Source organism: Paenibacillus sp. BIC5C1 (assembly GCF_032399705.1).
Taxonomy (GTDB): domain Bacteria; phylum Bacillota; class Bacilli; order Paenibacillales; family Paenibacillaceae; genus Paenibacillus; species Paenibacillus taichungensis_A.
In genome coordinates, this window is sequence record NZ_CP135922.1 from 684,608 (window position 1) to 702,776 (window position 18,169).

Sequence of the window (18,169 nt, forward strand, 5' to 3'; positions counted from 1 at the left end):
CAGCGCCATACGTATAAACTCAATGTGTTATACATATGTTGGCTTGTACAAGCAACTTTATGCGCAGTCAAGAAACATGCAGGTTTATAGCTTATGCTTGGATAAAGGATACATAAGAGAGGAAGACACGCCTATGGAGCAACCCGAGCAACCCCGCATTTGGCCGGATCGGTTTAAACGATTTTTTTTGAATAATAAGTTTGTCCTTTTTCTGTTAATTCTGCTGCTGGTAGGACTGAACGTGATGGTTCTTACCAAAGTATCCTTTGTTTTGCACCCGCTCGCGGTGCTGATCAAGACGATTGTGCTGCCGATTATTCTGTCGGGTATCCTCTATTACCTGTTGAATCCGATTGTGGATGTGATGGAACGATGGAAGATCAAGCGCGGCTGGTCCATTTTGATTTTATATCTTGCTATCGGAGGTATTCTGACAGTTGTCGTGCTGGCGGTCATTCCGGTCGTACGCAACCAGATCATGGGGCTGATCGAAAATTTCCCAACATACAGTGAGACGGTAAAGCATCAGTTTGAGGAACTTACGGGCAGCCAGCTGTTCAGTCAGTTCCAGGAAACGGTGAATCTGAATTCTCAGGACTGGTGGGGCACGATTTCCCAGAAAGCCACTGAAATTTTGAACTCGACCTGGACCAAATTGGGCGGATTCCTCGGCGCGTTCACCGAGACGGTACTGTCCATTGTAACCGTTCCGTTTATTCTGTTCTATCTGCTGAAAGACGGAAAGAAACTTCCGTCCAAAATTTTGTCTTTCCTGCCAATCAAGAGCCGTACAGGTGCAATGCATGTGCTGGAAGATATCAATCACCAGATCAGTTCGTTCATTCGTGGACAGATTATTGTCAGCTTCTGCATCGGTATTCTGCTCTACATCGGGTATATGATTATTGGTCTGGACTATGCGCTGATTCTTGCGATTATCGCATCGTTCACGAGTGTTGTACCGTACCTCGGACCTGCAATCGCGATTACGCCTGCGTTGATCGTGGCGCTGGTGACTTCCCCGGTGATGTTGCTGAAGATGGTAGCGGTGTGGACGATCGTGCAATTAATTGAGGGTAAATTCATCTCACCTCAGATTATGGGCAAAACGCTCAAGATTCACCCGATCACGATTATCTTTGTCATTCTGACATCAGGTAATCTGTTCGGTGTAGTGGGCATTCTGTTAGCCGTTCCGGGATACGCGGTGCTGAAAGTGTGTGTGTCGCATATCTTCAACTGGTTCAAGGAAAGATCCGGCCTGTATGATCCGAACAATAACAATCTACTGTAACTGGAGCGGGCATATCCGTAAGCTAGATCCATGATAAACTTCTTTTTTTGGCAAAACGGTGCCCTTATACAACAGAACCCCCGTCCATCGGCTAACAGCCGAGAGGCGGGGGTTCTGTTGGTTGAACAGGCAGGCTAATGCCTAGCCATGTTTAATATGCTGAAGCGTCTGCAGGAAGATCTGCTCAATGTGTACATCATCCAGAGAATAATACACGGTCTTGCCTTCTTTGCGCCGCTTGACAATCCGCATGTTGCGGAGTGACCGCAGCTGGTGCGAAATGGCCGACTGTCCCATATCGAGCAGCACCGTCAGATCGTGCACACATAATTCCTTCTGCAACAGCGCATCAATAATACGAAGCCGTGTCGGGTCGCTGAAAGCCTTGAACCAATCAGCCATCTCGGAAGAGGTCTCGCGATCCATGAGAGAAGCACGAATGGTTTGCATATCAGCCTCTGTTCCAGAGCAGGCTGCGTCGCATTCGGCTGGAGCTTTAACCGGTTGTTCCATTTCCTATCACCACCTATATTAACTCAACCTTTGATTTGATCAAATGTTCTTCGATAAGCCTATTATATCCAAAAAACGTCTAAAGCGAAATGATTACTATTAGCATATTCTGTATGAAAAATCAACTGGAATTGTTGACACTCATGTTTAAGCGTGCATATAATAGGGGTAACAAAACATATGAATGATTGCTCATATATTGATTGTAAGATCAAAAACATTACGGATAATTTTGTTTTACGTACTGCAAAGGGGAGAGTTCACATGGGAACCGGACAGGAACAGGTGAAAAGGGAACTGCTGCTGGATGGATTGGATTGCGCGAACTGCGCATTGAAGATTGAGAATGGCGTCAAAAAAATTAAAGGCATTACCGATTGCTCAGTCAATTTTGTGACCAAAACCTTATCCATGCACACCACATCCGATATGGATGAGCAGGTCGTGGAAGAAGCGAAGCGCAAAGTGCTTCGGCTGGAGCCGCATATTCGTATTTCGGAAAAAGGTAAATCATCACAAGGCAGTCGTGGTTCTGCTGATTCAATAAACCACACTAATGATAATATGCACGCCCATGCAGGTAGCGGGGCTAACACTCATGGGCATACTCCGAGTGGACACGAGCATACGGGTCATAACCATAGCCATCAATCTGGACCGCATGCTCATGATCATGCAGAAGACCACGCCAATCAACACAGCGTCCAAGGACATACGCATGATCATGGAAGTCATGCCGGACATGATCACGGTCATGCAGATGGTCACGATCATGACGCGCATGCCGGACACTCACATGAACATGGCGCTGGGCAGACGAAGGTGTTGCTGGCACGTCTGGCGGCTGGATCTTTTCTGGTGGCAGCCGCGATCTGGTCTCCGCTGGAAGGATGGGCACAGCTTGCACTCTATGTTGTTGCTTATCTGATTGCAGGGGGAGATATCGTTCTCCAAGCGTTCAAAAATATAATTCGCGGTCAGGTATTCGATGAATACTTCCTGATGTCTGTCGCTACCATCGGTGCTTTTGCCATTGGCCAATATCCCGAAGGTGTTGCGGTCATGCTCTTCTATCAGCTCGGTGAGCTGTTTCAGGGGCTGGCGGTTAATCGCTCAAGGAAGTCGATCCAGTCGCTTATGGATATTCGCCCGGACTATGCCAACATGCTGATTGGCGCGGGAGAAGAGACCAAGCGAGTGTCGCCGGACGAGGTACGTATTGGAGATCGAATCGTGGTTAAAGCGGGTGAGCGAGTACCCCTGGACGGAATCGTTAAGGCAGGTCGTTCCATGGTGGATACTTCGGCTCTGACAGGTGAGTCCGTTCCGCGTGAATTAGAACCCGGTAGTGATGTACTGAGTGGATTTGTGAACAAAAACGGGATGTTAACGATTGAAGTAACAAAAACTTTTGGTGAATCCACAGTATCCAAAATTTTGGACCTGGTGCAGAATGCGAGCAGCCGCAAAGCCAAAACAGAACATTTTATTAGCAAATTCGCCCGTTATTATACACCGGTTGTCGTCATTCTCGCCGCGTTAATTGCACTCGTTCCGCCGCTGGTGCTCAGTGGTGCAACATTCGCCGATTGGATTTATCGTGCACTGGTCTTCCTCGTGATCTCTTGTCCATGTGCGCTGGTCGTTTCAATTCCGCTTGGTTTCTTTGGCGGCATCGGAGCTGCATCACGTAACGGTATACTCATCAAAGGAAGCAACTACCTTGAAGCATTGAACGATGTCAAAGTCGTTGTTTTCGATAAAACGGGTACACTAACCAAAGGTGTTTTCAAAGTAACAGCCATTCGCCCTGAAGGCGGGCATACGAAAGATGAATTGATGGAGCTTGCTGCCATTGCCGAGGCCCATTCCAATCATCCGATTGCTGAATCCATTCGCGCAGCCTGGGCAAAAGATATTCGGACCCAGGGCGTGGATGATTACGATGAGGTTGCAGGGCATGGCATCAAGGTCAGTGTGGATGGACGTAAAGTACTTGCGGGTAACGCCAAATTGATGGAACAGGCAGGGATCTCCTACACGACTCCGCAAACCGTGGGTACGGTGGTGCATGTTGCCGAATCGGGTTCATACGTCGGTCATCTGATCATTGCCGATGAGGTGAAGGATGATGCAGCAGCAGCCATTCAGGCACTCAAGAAGCTCGGTATCCGCAAAACGGTAATGCTGACCGGGGATGCCAAGGCTGTAGGTGAAGCTGTAGGGCGTGAGCTGGGTGTCGATGAAGTATACGCTGAGCTGTTGCCACAGCATAAAGTCGAACAGCTGGAGCGTCTCGAAGCTGCCAAATCGCCGAAGGAGAAAATGGTGTTTGTCGGTGATGGCATTAATGATACACCGGTGCTGGCGCGCGCCGATGTTGGTGTAGCGATGGGGGGACTTGGTTCGGATGCCGCAATTGAAGCGGCAGACGTTGTCATCATGACGGATGAACCATCCAGACTGGCAAGTGCGATCCGGATTGCAAAACGGACACGAACCATTGTCTGGCAAAATATCGGTTTTGCGTTGGGTGTCAAAGCGATCTTCCTGCTGCTGGGTGTGTTCGGAATCGCAACCATGTGGGAAGCGGTCTTCTCTGATGTTGGGGTGACCGTGCTGGCTGTCCTGAACGCCATGCGTGTACTGCGAGTGAAGGATATCTAAGTTTTACGAAACGATCCGGACGGCTCTTCGTATATACGTAGAGCCGTTTTTTTGTTTTAATATCTGTGGTGTATTTTTAATGGAGTTAGGGGAGGACATTGTGGCAGGAGCAATTGTTGGGATTATATGCGGAGTGTGCTATTTCATTCTGGGATTAATGGTGTACAAAAAGCCGCCGAAAAGGATTAATGGCATATATGGTTATCGTACTCCGCGAGCAATGAGTAATCCGGAATTATGGGAAGAAGCACAACGATATAGCGCCAATCTGATGATGCAGTTTGGTGTGATTATTACGGTATTTGGCATAATCGGTTTTTGGCTTACGGATGTACGAGCTTTGGTTCTAAGTCTTGTGGCTACAGGATTCTATACATTCAGGCTGTTTACCAGAGTCGAAGGCCGTTTGAAGCAAATGCAGCGTGTCCAGCAACAGGAACAGAAGGAGCAAGGCGCGTAGAGTAGGCTGTGAAATCGCAACTGAACGAAGATCCGCTCGCGCGGATCTTTTTTTGTATTTTATAGAGGTGGAGGACAATAGAATACTACTTTTAACAACGAGTTTTAAATGTTTACACTGAAATATTCTATCCATGTTTGAGACATACTATATATTCGATCTTAAAATCTAACGTTGACGTTAACGTTAATAGTATATATAATTATGTACATAACATTATAGACATATAATTAAAGTGAGGTGAAGGAAATGAGTTTATATAAAATCGATGACGTAGCCAAGGAATGTGGTTTGACCAAGCGGACCATTCGGTATTACGAGGAGATCGGTGTGATGCCTTCACCTCAGCGGACGGACGGTGGCACACGATTATACACCCGGGAAGATATCGATTATCTCAAAAAGGTGGTTAGGGCCAAGGAAGTGCTTGGTTTCTCGCTTCAGGAGCTGCATACCTATGTGGCAACGGCGGATGCGCTGAACGAACAGCGTTTTGACTACCAGCAGACCACTGAAGTGATAGAACGAATTGAGAAGCTCACCAAGATGGAAACGACGTTGGATGACCAACTGCAACTGATCGAGCAGAAACTTCAGAGCATTCATGCCGTGCAGGAGGAACTTGAGGAATTGCGTGAACGGGTTCAGAACGGCATTCGACGATTAGAAGGGCTCGAGAACGACACATAACTGATGAATGCATCGAATTATGAAAAATGCTGAATGAGTATTCCACGATAAGCACCGGGAGAACCGGTGTCATTTGTGCCGTTTTCTTTCCTATATTTCTGAAAATAAAAATGAGAATTTCATTGTTTTTCATCATTTTTTTCACAACATAAATCATGAACCAGGAGGAATCACGTATGAAAAGAGAACCCTCATTACCTGACGAATTGCCGTCATCCCGTGGAGGTCTATTATCCCAGCCTAGAGCGGTATGGGCAGTAGCCTTCGCCTGTATCATCTCCTTTATGGGACTGGGATTGGTTGATCCAATTTTACCTGCGATTGCAGATCAACTGCATGCTTCCAAAAGCCAGGTATCTTTATTGTTTACAAGTTATAACGCGGTTACCGGGGTAGCCATGCTGATTACAGGTGTTGTATCCAGCCGGATTGGTGTGAAGTGGACACTGCTCAGCGGCATTTTGCTGATCATTGTTTTCTCTTTCCTCGGCGGGACCTCTGACACTGTAGGTGCGCTCGTCGGTTACCGTGGTGGTTGGGGACTAGGGAATGCCCTGTTCATCGCAACTGCATTATCCGCTATTGTAGGACTGTCCACTTCGGGGACAGCCAAAGCGATTATTTTATACGAAGCAGCGCTTGGTCTGGGGATTGCCGTTGGTCCGTTGCTTGGTGGTGAACTGGGTTCTATCTCATGGCGTGGCCCGTTCTATGGTGTAGCTGTTCTGATGGCGATTGCTTTTATCAGTATTACGTTTATGCTGCCTAAGATGGCCAAACCGAAAACGCGTAGTTCCTTGTCCGATCCGTTCAAGGCTCTGGGTTATCCTTCACTGAAAACATTGGCGATTACGGCCTTTCTGTATAACTTTGGTTTCTTTACCTTGATGGCTTATTCACCTTATGTCATGAATCTGGATGAACACGGACTCGGTTATGTATTCTTTGGTTGGGGCTTGATGCTGGCAATTACGTCTGTATTTGTCGCACCAAGACTGCAGCGTCGATTCGGTTCGGTTCCTTCCATGAGCGTTATGCTGACCCTGTTCGCCATTGATTTGCTGGTAATGGCTGTAGGTACGGTAATGGGATCATCCACAACGGTTATTGTGGCCGTTATCGTTGCCGGGATTTTCCTCGGGATCAACAACACGCTAATTACAACGGCAGTTATGGAAGCTGCCCCAGTGGAACGTTCTGTGGCATCGGCTGCATACAGCTTTGTCCGGTTCCTTGGAGGTGCACTGGCACCTTGGCTTGCTGGTAAATTGTCCGAGTGGTTCCTGCCGGAGACACCGTTTTATTTTGGCGCATTGATGGTTCTGATCGGGGTCGTTGTGCTTCTGGTACGCCGCAGACATCTGCGCGATATCGATGCTGCCATTACGCATTAATGAACAGGAGGAATGGAAAATGCTGAAACGAATATTGGTTGCTGTCGATGGGTCGGATCATGCACACAAAGGTCTGGAGCAAGCTGTTGTTCTGGCAGAAAGTTTGAAACAACCGGCTTCTTTGATTATCGTGCACGTTAATCCTTCGATCTCGCTAAATGAGCCCGCACTGGGTGTGGATCTGGAAGCACGGATCGCAGAAGAAGGACAGCATATTATACAACCTGTTAATGAATTGTTAGCTGCGCGTTCTGTTCATTATGAAACTTTGCTGATTGCTGGTGATCCCGTGAATGAGATCTGCCGTGTAGCGGAGGATAGAGACTGTGATCTCATTGTGATGGGGACGGCCGGGAAAAGCATGCTCGCTGAGATCGTCGTGGGCAGTGTCAGCCACGGCGTCTTGAAACATGCAGGATGTCCGGTAATGACTGTCAAATAGCGGTATGACTTTCATGTGTTGATGATGCTAAAGTGGTGTATAAATAGGTATGGGATAACGCTGCGTTAAAAAATGAATGGAGGATACAACAATGAAAAAACAACATCTGTTCATCGGGGGCAAGCCTACCGAATCAGTAGACTATATAGCACTTCAGGCACCGTACTCCAAAGAAACACTCGCAGACGTATCCTCGGCGTCAGCTGAGGAAGTCGAAGCAGCGATTGCCGCCGCAGTTCAGGCGGGCAAAGAGATGCGCAGAATGCCTGCCCATCAGCGTGCAGACATCCTTTACAAGCTCTCCGCCCTGCTGGAAGAACGGAAAGAAGAAGCAGCACGAATAATTGCGCTGGAGGCAGCGAAGCCGATCACCGCAGCGCTCGCGGAGGTTGACCGTACAGTGGAAACGTATCGTTTCGCCGCAGAGGAAGCCAAACGGCTTACCGGAGAGACGGTTCCCATGGATGCAGCCAAAGGCGGCGAAGGACGCGTAGGCTACACCATGCGCCAGCCTTTGGGCGTTATTGGAGCGATTACACCGTTTAATTTTCCGATGAACCTGGTGGCTCACAAAGTAGGACCGGCATTGGCAGCAGGCAATACGATTGTGTTGAAACCTGCGGAGCAGACACCGTTGTCTTCGTATTATATTGCCAATTTGCTACAGGAAGCGGGATTACCGGATGGCGCATTGAATGTGGTGAGCGGTGACGGCAAAACGATTGGTGATGTGCTTGTAGAGCATCCGGACGTGGCCCATATTACGTTTACAGGCAGCCCTGCTGTAGGTACCAGCATTCGCAGCAAAGCCGGACTGAAACGCGTAACATTGGAGCTGGGGTCCAATGCAGCCGTCATTATAGACGCAGATGCCAATTTGGACAAGGTTGTACCAAGATGTGTGACAGGAGCTTTTACTTACCAAGGTCAGGTATGTATCTCTCTGCAGCGGATCTATGTGCATAGCACGATCGCGGATGAGTTTGTTCGTCGTTTTGCTGAAGCAGCCCAAAAAGTCGTGGTTGGAGACCCGTTGAATCCGGACACCGTTGTCTCTGCGCTCATCACATCCAAAGATGTACAGCGTACGCTGGATTGGATCGAGGAAGCGAAGCAGGCAGGCGCTGAGGTGGCAACAGGCGGCGAAGCCGTGGAAGGCGCATTGCGTCCAACCGTGCTTGTTAACGTTCCGCGGGATGCCAAGGTGTCTTGCCAAGAGGTCTTTGCGCCCATCGTTGTCATTAATACGGTGGATTCGGTTGAAGAAGGCATTGAGCATGTAAATGATTCCATCTATGGGCTTCAGGCGGGTGTATTTACCAATGATATTCATACAGCATTGCATGCAGCGGACCACATCGAAGCAGGCGGCGTGATGATTAACGATATTCCCACTTTCCGTGTGGATCATATGCCTTATGGTGGTGTGAAGCAGAGCGGGATGGGACGTGAAGGTGTTAAATATGCCGTAGAGGAAATGACAGAATTGAAGTTTGTCATGTTTAACAAGAACTAATTATTCACTCCTAAGACGAGCGGATATTCGAGATAAAATAGAACAAGATGATCCTGTGCCCAAGTAAGGGAGTACAGGATTTTTTTCTTTTTTACATTCAGCCCTTACCGTAAAAAAATACATGGCCTTTCTTTATTAACCCCGGGTTCACATCTGATGAGAAGGGTATAAATACTTATCATACCGCAAATCTACCAATTAGATGCCGTTCATATCACCGAAGCATTGTGTATCCATCCAGAGAAATGAACGGATAATTGGGGTACAGAATTGATGGAAGTCTTATAATATCTCACTTAAATTTAAATAAAATGCAGTATGAACAAGCCTGAACCTTGGAGTTACAGGCCAGACAGGAGGTGTATTCAAATGGCATATTCCATGGTTGATGTATCCGGGATGTCCGGTGTAAGTCTGAGTGAATTGGGACAGTACGCAGAGACAGGTCTGCTGAATCCAGCCTTCGTAGGTCAAGATGAGGATATCTACTACGAGAAGCCAGAGCTGCTGAGACTACAACAGATTCTGTTCTGTAAAGAAGTAGGCATGGAGGAGGAAGAGATCGGCCCCATGCTCAGGGATACTCCCCGGGACATGATTCGTATTATGCAGCAGCATCGGATCGAGATGCTGGAGAAGGCACTTCATCTGCACGGAATGATTCAGACACTGGACAAAACCATCTCCTACTTACGTGGTGAGCAGGAACTGGATGAGTATGAACTTTACGCCGGGTTTTCCAATAAGGGGCTTCACCAGCTTCTGAATGAACCGACTTCTGACCATGTGTCAAAGAATGACTATTCTGAACAGCTGAAGACAGAGGACAGTCAGAAGTACAACGCCAATTCACCGGAGCAATCTACAATGCCTGACGGCCAGGCGATGAAGTCAAAGGAAGATTTTCTTGATTCACAGGCGAAGATTGACCGGATTCACTTGGACTTGCAGGGCGCTATTGAGGAAGGGTTAGAACCAGGCAGCTCGGAAGTACAGCAGATTATTGGCAGACATCTCGATTGGATCAAGGATTATTACACTCCAACGGCAGAGATTTACCGGGATTTGGGCAATCTGTACGTCGAGCACAAAAATTTTCGCCAGATGTATGATGGCTACCACCCCAAGCTGGCCGAGTTTTTGCGAGACGGGATGATGATTAAGGCGGAACAGGATTTATCCTAGATGCATAAAGTATCTTGGGCGAGCAGAACATGGGTGTGAAGAAAAATAATCATAACAAAGAGCGCAGATCCTCTAGGAGGAGTGCGCTCTTTGTTATTGCATATCATTGTAAGACCGATGAACTCTGCATCGGCTTAAGACCTTCAGGCAGTTAGGATAATTCCAGCTGCTCTGTAATCAGATGTACCGCTTTTTCCAGGAAAATGCGGTCTTCATCGTCAAAACGGTTTTTGAGCGGGCTATCGATGTCGAGAACCCCGTACAATTCGCCGTTTTTGATAATAGGGACAACGATTTCACTGTTCGATGCGGCATCACAGGCGATATGGCCTGGAAAGGCATGAACATCTTCAACGACCATCGTACGTCGTTCCGCAGCAGAAGTGCCGCATACACCGCGTCCAAGTGGAATACGGATGCAGGCAGGCAGTCCCTGGAATGGGCCGAGTACAAGTTCTTTTCCATCATACAGATAGAATCCGACCCAATTGGTGTCGGTCATAAATACATTGAGCAACGCCGCAGCGTTTGCCAGATTGGCAATAGCGCTAGGTTCATCGCGGATCAGAGCACTTAACTGTCCCAGGACGGCGGTTTGCTGCTCGCTTCGTGTTCCTTCATAAGAAACAGCTTGAAACATGATGAATCACCCTCCCGAGCAAAAATGGTACTTATTTTCAAGATAGTGCAGAGCATGCGGTTAGTCAAGCGGAGGATTTCGGAAAGGGCAGGTCAGGCATGAATATTCCTCCTGTTTCTCATCTTCCTGCGTGGGGTAATTACTTAGCAACCACGGCGGGCTACAACCCGGGAAGGAGCTTGGCTTATGCATGCAGAGGTACAGAACCTTTTTGTACGAATTCATCTTCTATATTTGGCCCAAAATCAGGATTTAACCGTTAGCGACGCATTGCCTCTATTGGAAGAACGGGGGTATCGCGTTGGAGAACGGGAGATTAAGCAGGAGCTTGAGCATCTGACACAGGAAAACTTTCTGACCGCCCATGGAGATCAATGGAGCCTTACCGGGACTGGCATTGAGGAATTCAAGGAAATCATAGCCGTATTTGGCCGGGTTAGTGAGGAATTGCTGGGGACGGGTAAAAAGACGTCTACGGCCTAAACTTAAAGTGGATAAGGTATCCCAAAATAGGATGCAAACTTGAGTTGATTCATATGTACAACAAGACCGGGAGCGGAAGTGGCCCGGTTTTTTGACGTGATAATGATGACTGAACAGTTGCCATTCGGTGCAGGTTATGGTTAGATGGCTATTGAATATGAGGTCTGTGGGATAGATCGGATCGGAGTGTCTTTTCATGTATAAATGCAAAGGGAGAATTCCCGAACTAGAGACAGGGCGGTTGCGTCTGCGCAAATTGCGCCGCCGGGATGCGGCCCAGATGTTCGATTGCTGGTCTGACCGGGAAGTGACCCGTTATATGAATTTGGCGCCCATGATCGGGACAAGTGAGGCCGCGGATATGATTGGGCTGCTGAACCATATGGCAGGAGAAGAGGAGGCGATTCGCTGGGGTATTGAACTTAAGGAAACGGGCCGGCTCATCGGAAGTTGCGGTTATAATACTTGGCAGCTTGAAGGCGCATTCCGTGGGGAGATCGGTTATGAACTGGGGCGCGACTACTGGCGTCACGGTTATATGACGGAAGCATTTTCGGTTATGCTGCCGTTTGGGTATGAGACGATGGGTCTCAATCGGATTGAGGCGCTGGTTGATCCGCGTAATCTCGCTTCGGGTGAGTTTCTGACGAACCGCGGCTTCACGCGGGAAGGCCTGCTGCGTCAGGTACAACATACGTCTACCGGGTACAAGGATATGGTGATGTATTCCCTGTTGTACGATGAGTTTTTGCGTCAGAGAGATAAATAAAAGATGAAAAAAATCCGGGGATAACAGCGATAGAAAGATTGTTCTGGTTCGTAGCGGGCTGGGTAAATCAATGTTCCAAATATATAGAGAATTGAAGAGAGAAGGGTTTGTGTGAATACAACCGGAGGTTTGAACCGCAGTTTCATTCTGGCGGGATTGCTGCTCGCGACTTTTTTATCTGCAATTGAAGGTACAGTCATTGGTCCAGCAGGGCCAACCATTGTCAGTGAGCTGGGAAGTGTGCAGCTGTTGAGCTGGATTTTCACTGCGTATCTGTTAACGATGGCTGTGAGCACGCCGATTTTTGGCAAAATCAGTGATATATACGGACGAAAACCTGTATTCCTGATTGGCTGTGCCTTATTCTTATTAGGCTCGCTTCTGTGCTGCCTTTCGCAGAATATGGAGCAACTGATTATTTTTCGTGCGATTCAAGGGATTGGCGCAGGTGCGGTTGTACCTGTTACGTTTACGATTATTGGTGACATCTACCGCCTTGAAGAACGGGGCAAAATACAGGGCTGGATCAGCTCCGTGTGGGGCATTTCATCTCTGGCAGGACCGCTGCTTGGCGGGTATTTCGTAGACAATCTGGGCTGGCAGTGGATCTTTGGGTTCAATTTGCCGTTCGGATTGCTGGCGATGTGGTTTGTGTTCCGTTATTTGAAGGAAGAAATGTCTCCGCGTACCGCGAAAATTGACTATATGGGTGCGTTGACTTTTACCGTCGGTATCACAGCATTGCTCTTTGTATTGTCCGCGGGTGGACAGTATTATGCCTGGAGTTCTCCTATTATTGTGGGACTGAGTATCGTGGCTATTTTGTTTATGATTTTATTTTTTGTGGTGGAAAAAAGAGCCCAGGCCCCGATGGTACCTCTTCATCTATTCCGTATCCGGGACATCCGGGTGGCGAATATCGCCGGACTACTGACCAGTACCCTGATGATTGGCCTAACCAGTTATTTGCCACTATGGGTACAGGGGGTTCGAGGCGGTAACGCGACCGAATCAGGGTTGCTGCTTGCACCGATGTCTGTTGGCTGGCTGATCGGTAGTGTACTTGCAGGGCGTCTGCTAATGAAAGTTGGATCACGCTTAACAGCGGTGATTGGCTTAACCGGGATTGCCATTGGATCGGGTGGACTCTTCTTGGTTGGTGGAACATCACCTCAAGCCGTACTGTTTATTTTGACCTTTATTTACGGACTCGGCTTCGGATTTGCTTTTACAATCTTCACGATTATTTCACAGTCGTCTGTTGGGTATAAAGAACGTGGATCTTCCACGGCGCTACATACCTTTATGCGTACGCTCGGACAAACCATAGGTGCAGCAGCCTTCGGCACATGGTTAAATTACCGGATATCAACATTGTCGAGCGAACAGCATCTGGCAGAGGCGGGGATCTCGGATGGGGACCTGAATCAACTGCTTGCTCCGCATACGGAAGCTGCTCTGTCGGATGACAAATGGGCGCTACTGCGGAATGTGCTGGAAGGAAGTCTGCATTCCTTGTTTGTCATCATGTTTGTCATTGCCATTATCTCATGGGTGACGACACTGGCCTTGCGCAAACGGCTAATCGTTCCCGAAGATGCAGATGCTCCGCCGCAAGCACAAGCTTCAGGGAATTAAACGAAGTGAAAAGAATACTCATTGGATGAAGGCAGCTGTTTCTCGGCTGCTTTTTTGTTTATTATTTTCTAGAAGGGATTTTCTGTGACTTATATAATAGAATGGGAGGTGAGTTAAGATGAGCAAGCAATCGCTGCAAGCGTTCAAGTTTGTATACGTTCCAATCAAGTTGCTGGCAGTACTTGCGACCTGCATTTCGTTTTCCATCGTTGTCGGACTCATGAAATATGTTCCCTTGGCAGAACGAGCAGAACATACATATTACTTTCCCTTCTGGTATACATTGATCATAAGCATTCTTATAAACTTGGCTCTTCTTCTGTTTCTGGTCTTGCCTTTGTTTTTTACTGTGGCAATCAGGTCTGGGATGGATCTTAAATAAATTCCGTAAGCAGAAGCAACAGACCCGCGCAGGATAATATAGATATCTCATTTGGAGTAGGGGTGAGGATGATGTTTCCCAATAATCTGAATTCGTCCAAGGAAGATGAAGCCAAAAGAAAGTACGAAGAGACTCAGAGGGAGATCGAGGGTCACAGCCGCTCAGGTCTGTCCAGTTACATTGTCGATTTGCTGATTGCAGGTGGACTGGTTGTTGCTGTCCTCACGGTGTTGATGTGGATTCTGTACTTTTGACTAGATTAATAAAGAAATACGAATAACCGGTACCGCCTATTTAGGCGAACCGGTTATTTTTAATTTGGATCAGGTGATACGGGAATGGCCTTAACCGTTTGCGGATAAACGATCCGCACCGAGTGCAAGCCTTTCCAACAGCTCAGAGAGCAACGTCTTATCATCTTCGCTCAGACCGCTGACAGCACGATCTATTTTGTGAGCGTAGCCTGGATAGATGTCATCCATCGTACGCTGGCCTTCCTCGGTTAATTCCACGAAAATGATGCGTCTGTCTTGCGGACAGTGTTTTCGATGTAAAAGTCCCTTTTGCTCCAGCTTGTCAATGACATAAGTGACATTTCCGCTTTGCAGCAGAAGCTGTGCACCGACTTGTTGAATAGGCTGTGCTCCTTTCATATATAGCACTTCGAGCACCCCGTAAGCGGTGGGGTTGAAGCCATGCACTTTGCTTCCGGATACAGCGTGTTCATTCACGCTCTTAAATGTCTGGGCCAAGGTGCGGTACAGATGAAGAGAACGTTCGGTTCCGATTTCCTGTAATTCCAGCATACTGATCCCGCCTTTTCAGATTTATTGGAGTTGATGAATTTACATTTGACGATTCAAAGGTTCGCCATATTTATATTGTAAGCATCTGTTTGCACGAAAAACATGCGATATGTCACAAGATTTGCATTTTTAGCAATTAAAATTTAATCATTTTTCGTCTATATAAATTTTCAGAAAGCTTTTAGCTCCACTTCTTCAGGTTATTTCTGTCCTCTCCGTTCTCGTGTAAATGTTGAGTTCAATATGTGCTGGAAAAATCATCCTGAAGGCTTCGCGTCTTCTCCGTCTCTGGCAGGAGGTGGGGGCACAGCCTGCTCTCTATAATAAATTCATATCATGAATGGGTTGAGGGCGGAGGAGAAGAAGGATGACAAGTGGAGTAACGATGCAGGAACGAAGACCCTTGAAGCATAATCGATCTTTTATCACTTTGATGGCTGCGCAGGCTATCTCCAATTTGGGAGACTGGCTGCACCTGCTGGCGATTCTTACGCTGGTGGGCATTCGCTGGAATGCTACGCCGTGGGAGATTACGTTCACCACACTGTGTGCAGCATTGCCTGTATTGCTTACTGGGCCATTTGCAGGGGCACTGGCGGACCGGGTCAATCGGAAGTGGCTGATGATCGGTGCAGACGGTGCGCGAATTGTGATCGTTGGAGGGCTTATTTTTGCGGATCAAATGTGGCATGTATATGTATTGCTTATTCTCAAGTCGTTATTCGATGTGGTGTTCTCACCGGCCAAGAACGGCAAGCTTAAGGAGATTGTGCCGCAGGAGCAATTGGGGCAGGCGGTGTCCATCAGTTCGGTGATTGAACAGATGTCCAAAATCATCGGTCCGGCCCTCGGCGGGCTGTTGGTGGCTGCTTTTGGAATCACCTGGTGTTTCGTGTTGGATTCAGCGTCTTTTTTGATTTCCGGCATTATTTTGCTATGGATTCCTGGAGATCGGGTGATCCAATCTGCGAATCAGCACGTAGAACAAGTAAGGGAAGAGACAGCAGGTGTTGCTCATTCAGGTGAAAAAACTACGTTTTTGAAAGATACCATGGAGGGCGTCCGCATGCTTGCATCTCTTCCTCATGTGGGTACTTCTCTAATCCTGCTTGCGTCGGCCCTCCTGTTTCTGCAATTTGCGGATTCACAGACCGTAGTCCTGTTCAGGCAGCTTCCCGGTATTTCAAGTGATCTGCTCGGATGGTGCGTCGCGGCTAGCGGTGTTGGAACGTTAATTGCAGCGATGAGTGTTCAGAAGTGGAAAAGGGCAGGTCATGTGATCAAGATGGGGCTTGGAACATCATTAATGGGTCTTGTCATTGGTGGTGTAGGAATGATCGTAGGAGTATGGCCTCATGCCGGGCTTGGCGCCAATTTGCTGCTGATATCGTTATTTGCTCTGGCGGGTGTGGGGGTTGGCTTTGCCATTGTTCCGTTCCAAATCCTACTGCAGGAACAAACACCTGAATCCATGACGGGGCGTGTGTTTGGAACGGTTGGCAGCATCATGACAGCCAGTAACATCATGGGTCCGGTGGTAGGTGGATTTTTGGTAACCTCATTCGGAGTTATTCCGGCCTTTATCAGTTCAGGCATTTTGCTAACGCTGCTTGGTGTGATTTATGTAGTGATTCGCAGGCAAAAAAAGAACGATATGGACCAGAGTTTTCCCGCTAAATCCGTGATTACAGGTAAGTGAAACGATTGTGCAAATGATCTGGTTTCAGAGGTGGAAATAGGGAAATTTTTAGTATGATTTTCATTAAAATTTTAACTTTTTAAATGAAAAGCGTTTGAGTAAACGCCTTCACGTTTAATGAGGAACAGGCAGAAATCCCTGTATTCTAATTATTCCTAGGGGAAAACTCATATGTCTTGTCCCACCAACGCAGTAGCGGAAAGGGGGTGAAGCAACTTGAATGTAAAGTTACCAAAATCGATTGTTCGACTTGGCAGCATACCACTGGCTTTACTTGCATGGACGCTGATTTTTGGACTGGGATCGTCGCATGTATATGCGGATAATGCTCAGACATCTTCAGCTAACAAGTCCAGTGGCTTATCGCTGAATTTGTTTTCACAAGATTCGGATGGCGGGTTGAACCTGACTCCGTCAGTATCTGTATCCACACCATTGCTGGATGTTGAAGTTCCGTCGATCAAAGCGAATGAATCGACAGGCAAGCTGAGTGTATCGGAACTAAAGGTAGATACGCCGCTTGGATCGGCAGGAACATCAGAGATCGGTATTGATGCGAAGCAAGGGAGCGTTGAACTTCCGTCTGTAAAGGCGGATACACCGATTTTAAAAGCGGATGTATCGAGCAGCGAGGTAAACCTGAACGAAGGGACAGCTTCCTTGCCTGGTGTTACCGCAGAGGTACCCGAGGTCATCAAGGCAGAGACATCTGCTGTGAATACAAATCTTCGGCAAGGTAAGGTTGAATTACCTTCCGTTAAGGTGGATGTACCTGAAGTTACTTCGATCAATGTCTCCTCATCAAGTGTGGATCTGACTGAAGGTGAAGTTCAGCTTCCTTCGGTGGAAGCGAATATTCCTGTAGTGAATGTTTCCGCAGGTATTACTCCGGAAAAGGGAACGGTAGAAATACCTAGTGTGAATCCCGAACAGCCTTCGGTCGTTAAAACACCGAGTGCTGAAAAGCCTGAAATCGGCGAAACGGAGCCAGTAGATCAGGTTTCACCGCAGGATAATGAAGACGGACAACATGCTGTACAGGTTACGGGTGAAGTGATTGACGTCTCTCCAGAATCTGCAGTACGTCCACAACAACCTGCTACTTCGCAGGCAGTGCCTGTAGAAGAATCGAATCAGGAGAAGGATTCTGATTCAGATGCAGTATTGGCAGTTGAGAAGCAATTCCTGTTGGATGAGCCAACTGTTGAACCTTCTGTTACCAATCAAGAGCAGAATAACGAAGATGTTAATTTGCAAAAGGATGATTCCCATAATGCGTTACCATTGCAGCCGCGTACAGAACGATCTCATGATTGGCCTGTCATGGCAACATCTTCAGGGGCAGCCAATGCTGCCGCAGTTGGAAGCTCTGGTACTTCCGGTGTATCGGGTGGGGGAGCAACCGCTCCCGCTGTTGCCCTTTCAGGAACAACAACCGGACTGGTGACGCCAGATTACGATTATGCTTTCAGGATGGAACGATTGGATGGTTTCAGTCAATGGTCTCAAGCGCCGCCAGGGCGGCCGCCGCAATATACCTCTTTCTCTCAAACACAATGGAGTTAATTCAAACCAAAATGGAGAAGGAGTG

The 18,169-nt window shown here is 47.7% G+C and carries 18 protein-coding genes; 15 read left to right on the forward strand and 3 right to left on the reverse strand.

Annotation, left to right across the window (positions count from 1 at the left end; translation table 11 throughout):
• Positions 1 to 133: 133 nt before the first annotated feature.
• The gene (locus RS891_RS03270; protein WP_315794412.1) at positions 134 to 1,294 is read left to right on the forward strand and encodes an AI-2E family transporter; all 1,161 of its coding nucleotides are present in this window, start codon (positions 134 to 136) and stop codon (positions 1,292 to 1,294) included.
• Positions 1,295 to 1,435: 141 nt separating this feature from the next.
• Here the strand turns inward: RS891_RS03270 and RS891_RS03275 are convergent, their stop codons facing one another.
• The gene (locus RS891_RS03275; RefSeq protein ID WP_397386931.1) at positions 1,436 to 1,744 is read right to left on the reverse strand and encodes an ArsR/SmtB family transcription factor; all 309 of its coding nucleotides are present in this window, start codon (positions 1,742 to 1,744) and stop codon (positions 1,436 to 1,438) included.
• Positions 1,745 to 2,071: 327 nt separating this feature from the next.
• Here RS891_RS03275 and RS891_RS03280 point away from each other — a divergent pair, with 327 nt between their 5' ends.
• The 7 genes from RS891_RS03280 (at position 2,072) to RS891_RS03310 (ending at position 10,161) form a co-directional block, all read left to right on the forward strand.
• Complete coding sequence (locus RS891_RS03280) at positions 2,072 to 4,474, forward strand: heavy metal translocating P-type ATPase (RefSeq protein WP_315794414.1); 2,403 nt, start codon at positions 2,072 to 2,074, stop codon at positions 4,472 to 4,474.
• Positions 4,475 to 4,574: 100 nt separating this feature from the next.
• Positions 4,575 to 4,934, forward strand: coding sequence for an SdpI family protein (locus RS891_RS03285; RefSeq protein ID WP_181586692.1), 360 nt, complete (start codon positions 4,575 to 4,577; stop codon positions 4,932 to 4,934).
• A gap of 249 nt (positions 4,935 to 5,183) precedes the next feature.
• Complete coding sequence (locus RS891_RS03290; protein ID WP_113055019.1) at positions 5,184 to 5,624, forward strand: MerR family transcriptional regulator; 441 nt, start codon at positions 5,184 to 5,186, stop codon at positions 5,622 to 5,624.
• A 176-nt stretch (positions 5,625 to 5,800) separates the two neighbouring features.
• Entirely contained in the window at positions 5,801 to 7,018 is a 1,218-nt protein-coding gene (locus RS891_RS03295; protein ID WP_072734865.1) for an MFS transporter, read from the forward strand.
• A gap of 19 nt (positions 7,019 to 7,037) precedes the next feature.
• Positions 7,038 to 7,460, forward strand: coding sequence for a universal stress protein (locus RS891_RS03300; protein ID WP_315794415.1), 423 nt, complete (start codon positions 7,038 to 7,040; stop codon positions 7,458 to 7,460).
• A 91-nt stretch (positions 7,461 to 7,551) separates the two neighbouring features.
• Positions 7,552 to 8,976 carry an aldehyde dehydrogenase family protein gene (locus RS891_RS03305; RefSeq protein ID WP_315794416.1) on the forward strand — a complete coding sequence of 475 codons (1,425 nt, stop codon included), beginning with the start codon at positions 7,552 to 7,554 and terminating at the stop codon, positions 8,974 to 8,976.
• 369 nt (positions 8,977 to 9,345) lie between these two features.
• Positions 9,346 to 10,161 carry a MerR family transcriptional regulator gene (locus RS891_RS03310; RefSeq protein WP_315794417.1) on the forward strand — a complete coding sequence of 272 codons (816 nt, stop codon included), beginning with the start codon at positions 9,346 to 9,348 and terminating at the stop codon, positions 10,159 to 10,161.
• A 151-nt stretch (positions 10,162 to 10,312) separates the two neighbouring features.
• Here the strand turns inward: RS891_RS03310 and RS891_RS03315 are convergent, their stop codons facing one another.
• Positions 10,313 to 10,801 (reverse strand): GAF domain-containing protein, encoded by a 489-nt coding sequence (locus RS891_RS03315; protein WP_315794418.1) that lies wholly within the window; start codon positions 10,799 to 10,801, stop codon positions 10,313 to 10,315.
• Positions 10,802 to 10,987: 186 nt separating this feature from the next.
• On the opposite strand from RS891_RS03315, the gene RS891_RS03320 reads away from it, so the two are divergent.
• From RS891_RS03320 to RS891_RS03340, 5 genes are all read left to right on the forward strand, one after another.
• On the forward strand, positions 10,988 to 11,284 hold the full coding sequence (locus RS891_RS03320; RefSeq protein WP_063567811.1) for a hypothetical protein: 297 nt from the start codon (positions 10,988 to 10,990) through the stop codon (positions 11,282 to 11,284).
• Positions 11,285 to 11,480: 196 nt separating this feature from the next.
• Complete coding sequence (locus RS891_RS03325; protein ID WP_315794419.1) at positions 11,481 to 12,053, forward strand: GNAT family N-acetyltransferase; 573 nt, start codon at positions 11,481 to 11,483, stop codon at positions 12,051 to 12,053.
• 129 nt (positions 12,054 to 12,182) lie between these two features.
• Positions 12,183 to 13,691: an MDR family MFS transporter gene (locus RS891_RS03330; RefSeq protein ID WP_315796149.1), complete on the forward strand. Its 1,509-nt coding sequence runs from the start codon at positions 12,183 to 12,185 to the stop codon at positions 13,689 to 13,691.
• A 118-nt stretch (positions 13,692 to 13,809) separates the two neighbouring features.
• Positions 13,810 to 14,073, forward strand: coding sequence for a hypothetical protein (locus RS891_RS03335; protein WP_113055013.1), 264 nt, complete (start codon positions 13,810 to 13,812; stop codon positions 14,071 to 14,073).
• A 68-nt stretch (positions 14,074 to 14,141) separates the two neighbouring features.
• Positions 14,142 to 14,327: a hypothetical protein gene (locus RS891_RS03340; RefSeq protein WP_315794420.1), complete on the forward strand. Its 186-nt coding sequence runs from the start codon at positions 14,142 to 14,144 to the stop codon at positions 14,325 to 14,327.
• A 90-nt stretch (positions 14,328 to 14,417) separates the two neighbouring features.
• On the opposite strand, the gene RS891_RS03345 is transcribed toward RS891_RS03340, so the two are convergent.
• A complete protein-coding gene (locus tag RS891_RS03345; RefSeq protein WP_062326256.1) occupies positions 14,418 to 14,879 on the reverse strand; it encodes a MarR family winged helix-turn-helix transcriptional regulator in 462 nt (153 codons plus the stop codon).
• A 367-nt stretch (positions 14,880 to 15,246) separates the two neighbouring features.
• Between RS891_RS03345 and RS891_RS03350 the strand changes: the two genes are divergently transcribed.
• Entirely contained in the window at positions 15,247 to 16,578 is a 1,332-nt protein-coding gene (locus tag RS891_RS03350; RefSeq protein WP_315794421.1) for an MFS transporter, read from the forward strand.
• Between the two features lie 216 nt (positions 16,579 to 16,794).
• A complete protein-coding gene (locus RS891_RS03355; RefSeq protein ID WP_315794422.1) occupies positions 16,795 to 18,144 on the forward strand; it encodes a hypothetical protein in 1,350 nt (449 codons plus the stop codon).
• The last annotated feature ends 25 nt before the right edge of the window (positions 18,145 to 18,169 follow it).

Coding starts and splice junctions, on each gene's coding strand:
- RS891_RS03270 (WP_315794412.1), top strand. CDS start 134: ATGGAGCAACCCGAGCAACCCCGCATTTGGCCGGATCGGTTTAAACGA.
- RS891_RS03275 (WP_397386931.1), bottom strand. CDS start 1,744: ATGCAAACCATTCGTGCTTCTCTCATGGATCGCGAGACCTCTTCCGAG.
- RS891_RS03280 (WP_315794414.1), top strand. CDS start 2,072: ATGGGAACCGGACAGGAACAGGTGAAAAGGGAACTGCTGCTGGATGGA.
- RS891_RS03290 (WP_113055019.1), top strand. CDS start 5,184: ATGAGTTTATATAAAATCGATGACGTAGCCAAGGAATGTGGTTTGACC.
- RS891_RS03295 (WP_072734865.1), top strand. CDS start 5,801: ATGAAAAGAGAACCCTCATTACCTGACGAATTGCCGTCATCCCGTGGA.
- RS891_RS03300 (WP_315794415.1), top strand. CDS start 7,038: ATGCTGAAACGAATATTGGTTGCTGTCGATGGGTCGGATCATGCACAC.
- RS891_RS03305 (WP_315794416.1), top strand. CDS start 7,552: ATGAAAAAACAACATCTGTTCATCGGGGGCAAGCCTACCGAATCAGTA.
- RS891_RS03310 (WP_315794417.1), top strand. CDS start 9,346: ATGGCATATTCCATGGTTGATGTATCCGGGATGTCCGGTGTAAGTCTG.
- RS891_RS03315 (WP_315794418.1), bottom strand. CDS start 10,801: ATGTTTCAAGCTGTTTCTTATGAAGGAACACGAAGCGAGCAGCAAACC.
- RS891_RS03320 (WP_063567811.1), top strand. CDS start 10,988: ATGCATGCAGAGGTACAGAACCTTTTTGTACGAATTCATCTTCTATAT.
- RS891_RS03325 (WP_315794419.1), top strand. CDS start 11,481: ATGTATAAATGCAAAGGGAGAATTCCCGAACTAGAGACAGGGCGGTTG.
- RS891_RS03335 (WP_113055013.1), top strand. CDS start 13,810: ATGAGCAAGCAATCGCTGCAAGCGTTCAAGTTTGTATACGTTCCAATC.
- RS891_RS03340 (WP_315794420.1), top strand. CDS start 14,142: ATGATGTTTCCCAATAATCTGAATTCGTCCAAGGAAGATGAAGCCAAA.
- RS891_RS03345 (WP_062326256.1), bottom strand. CDS start 14,879: ATGCTGGAATTACAGGAAATCGGAACCGAACGTTCTCTTCATCTGTAC.
- RS891_RS03350 (WP_315794421.1), top strand. CDS start 15,247: ATGACAAGTGGAGTAACGATGCAGGAACGAAGACCCTTGAAGCATAAT.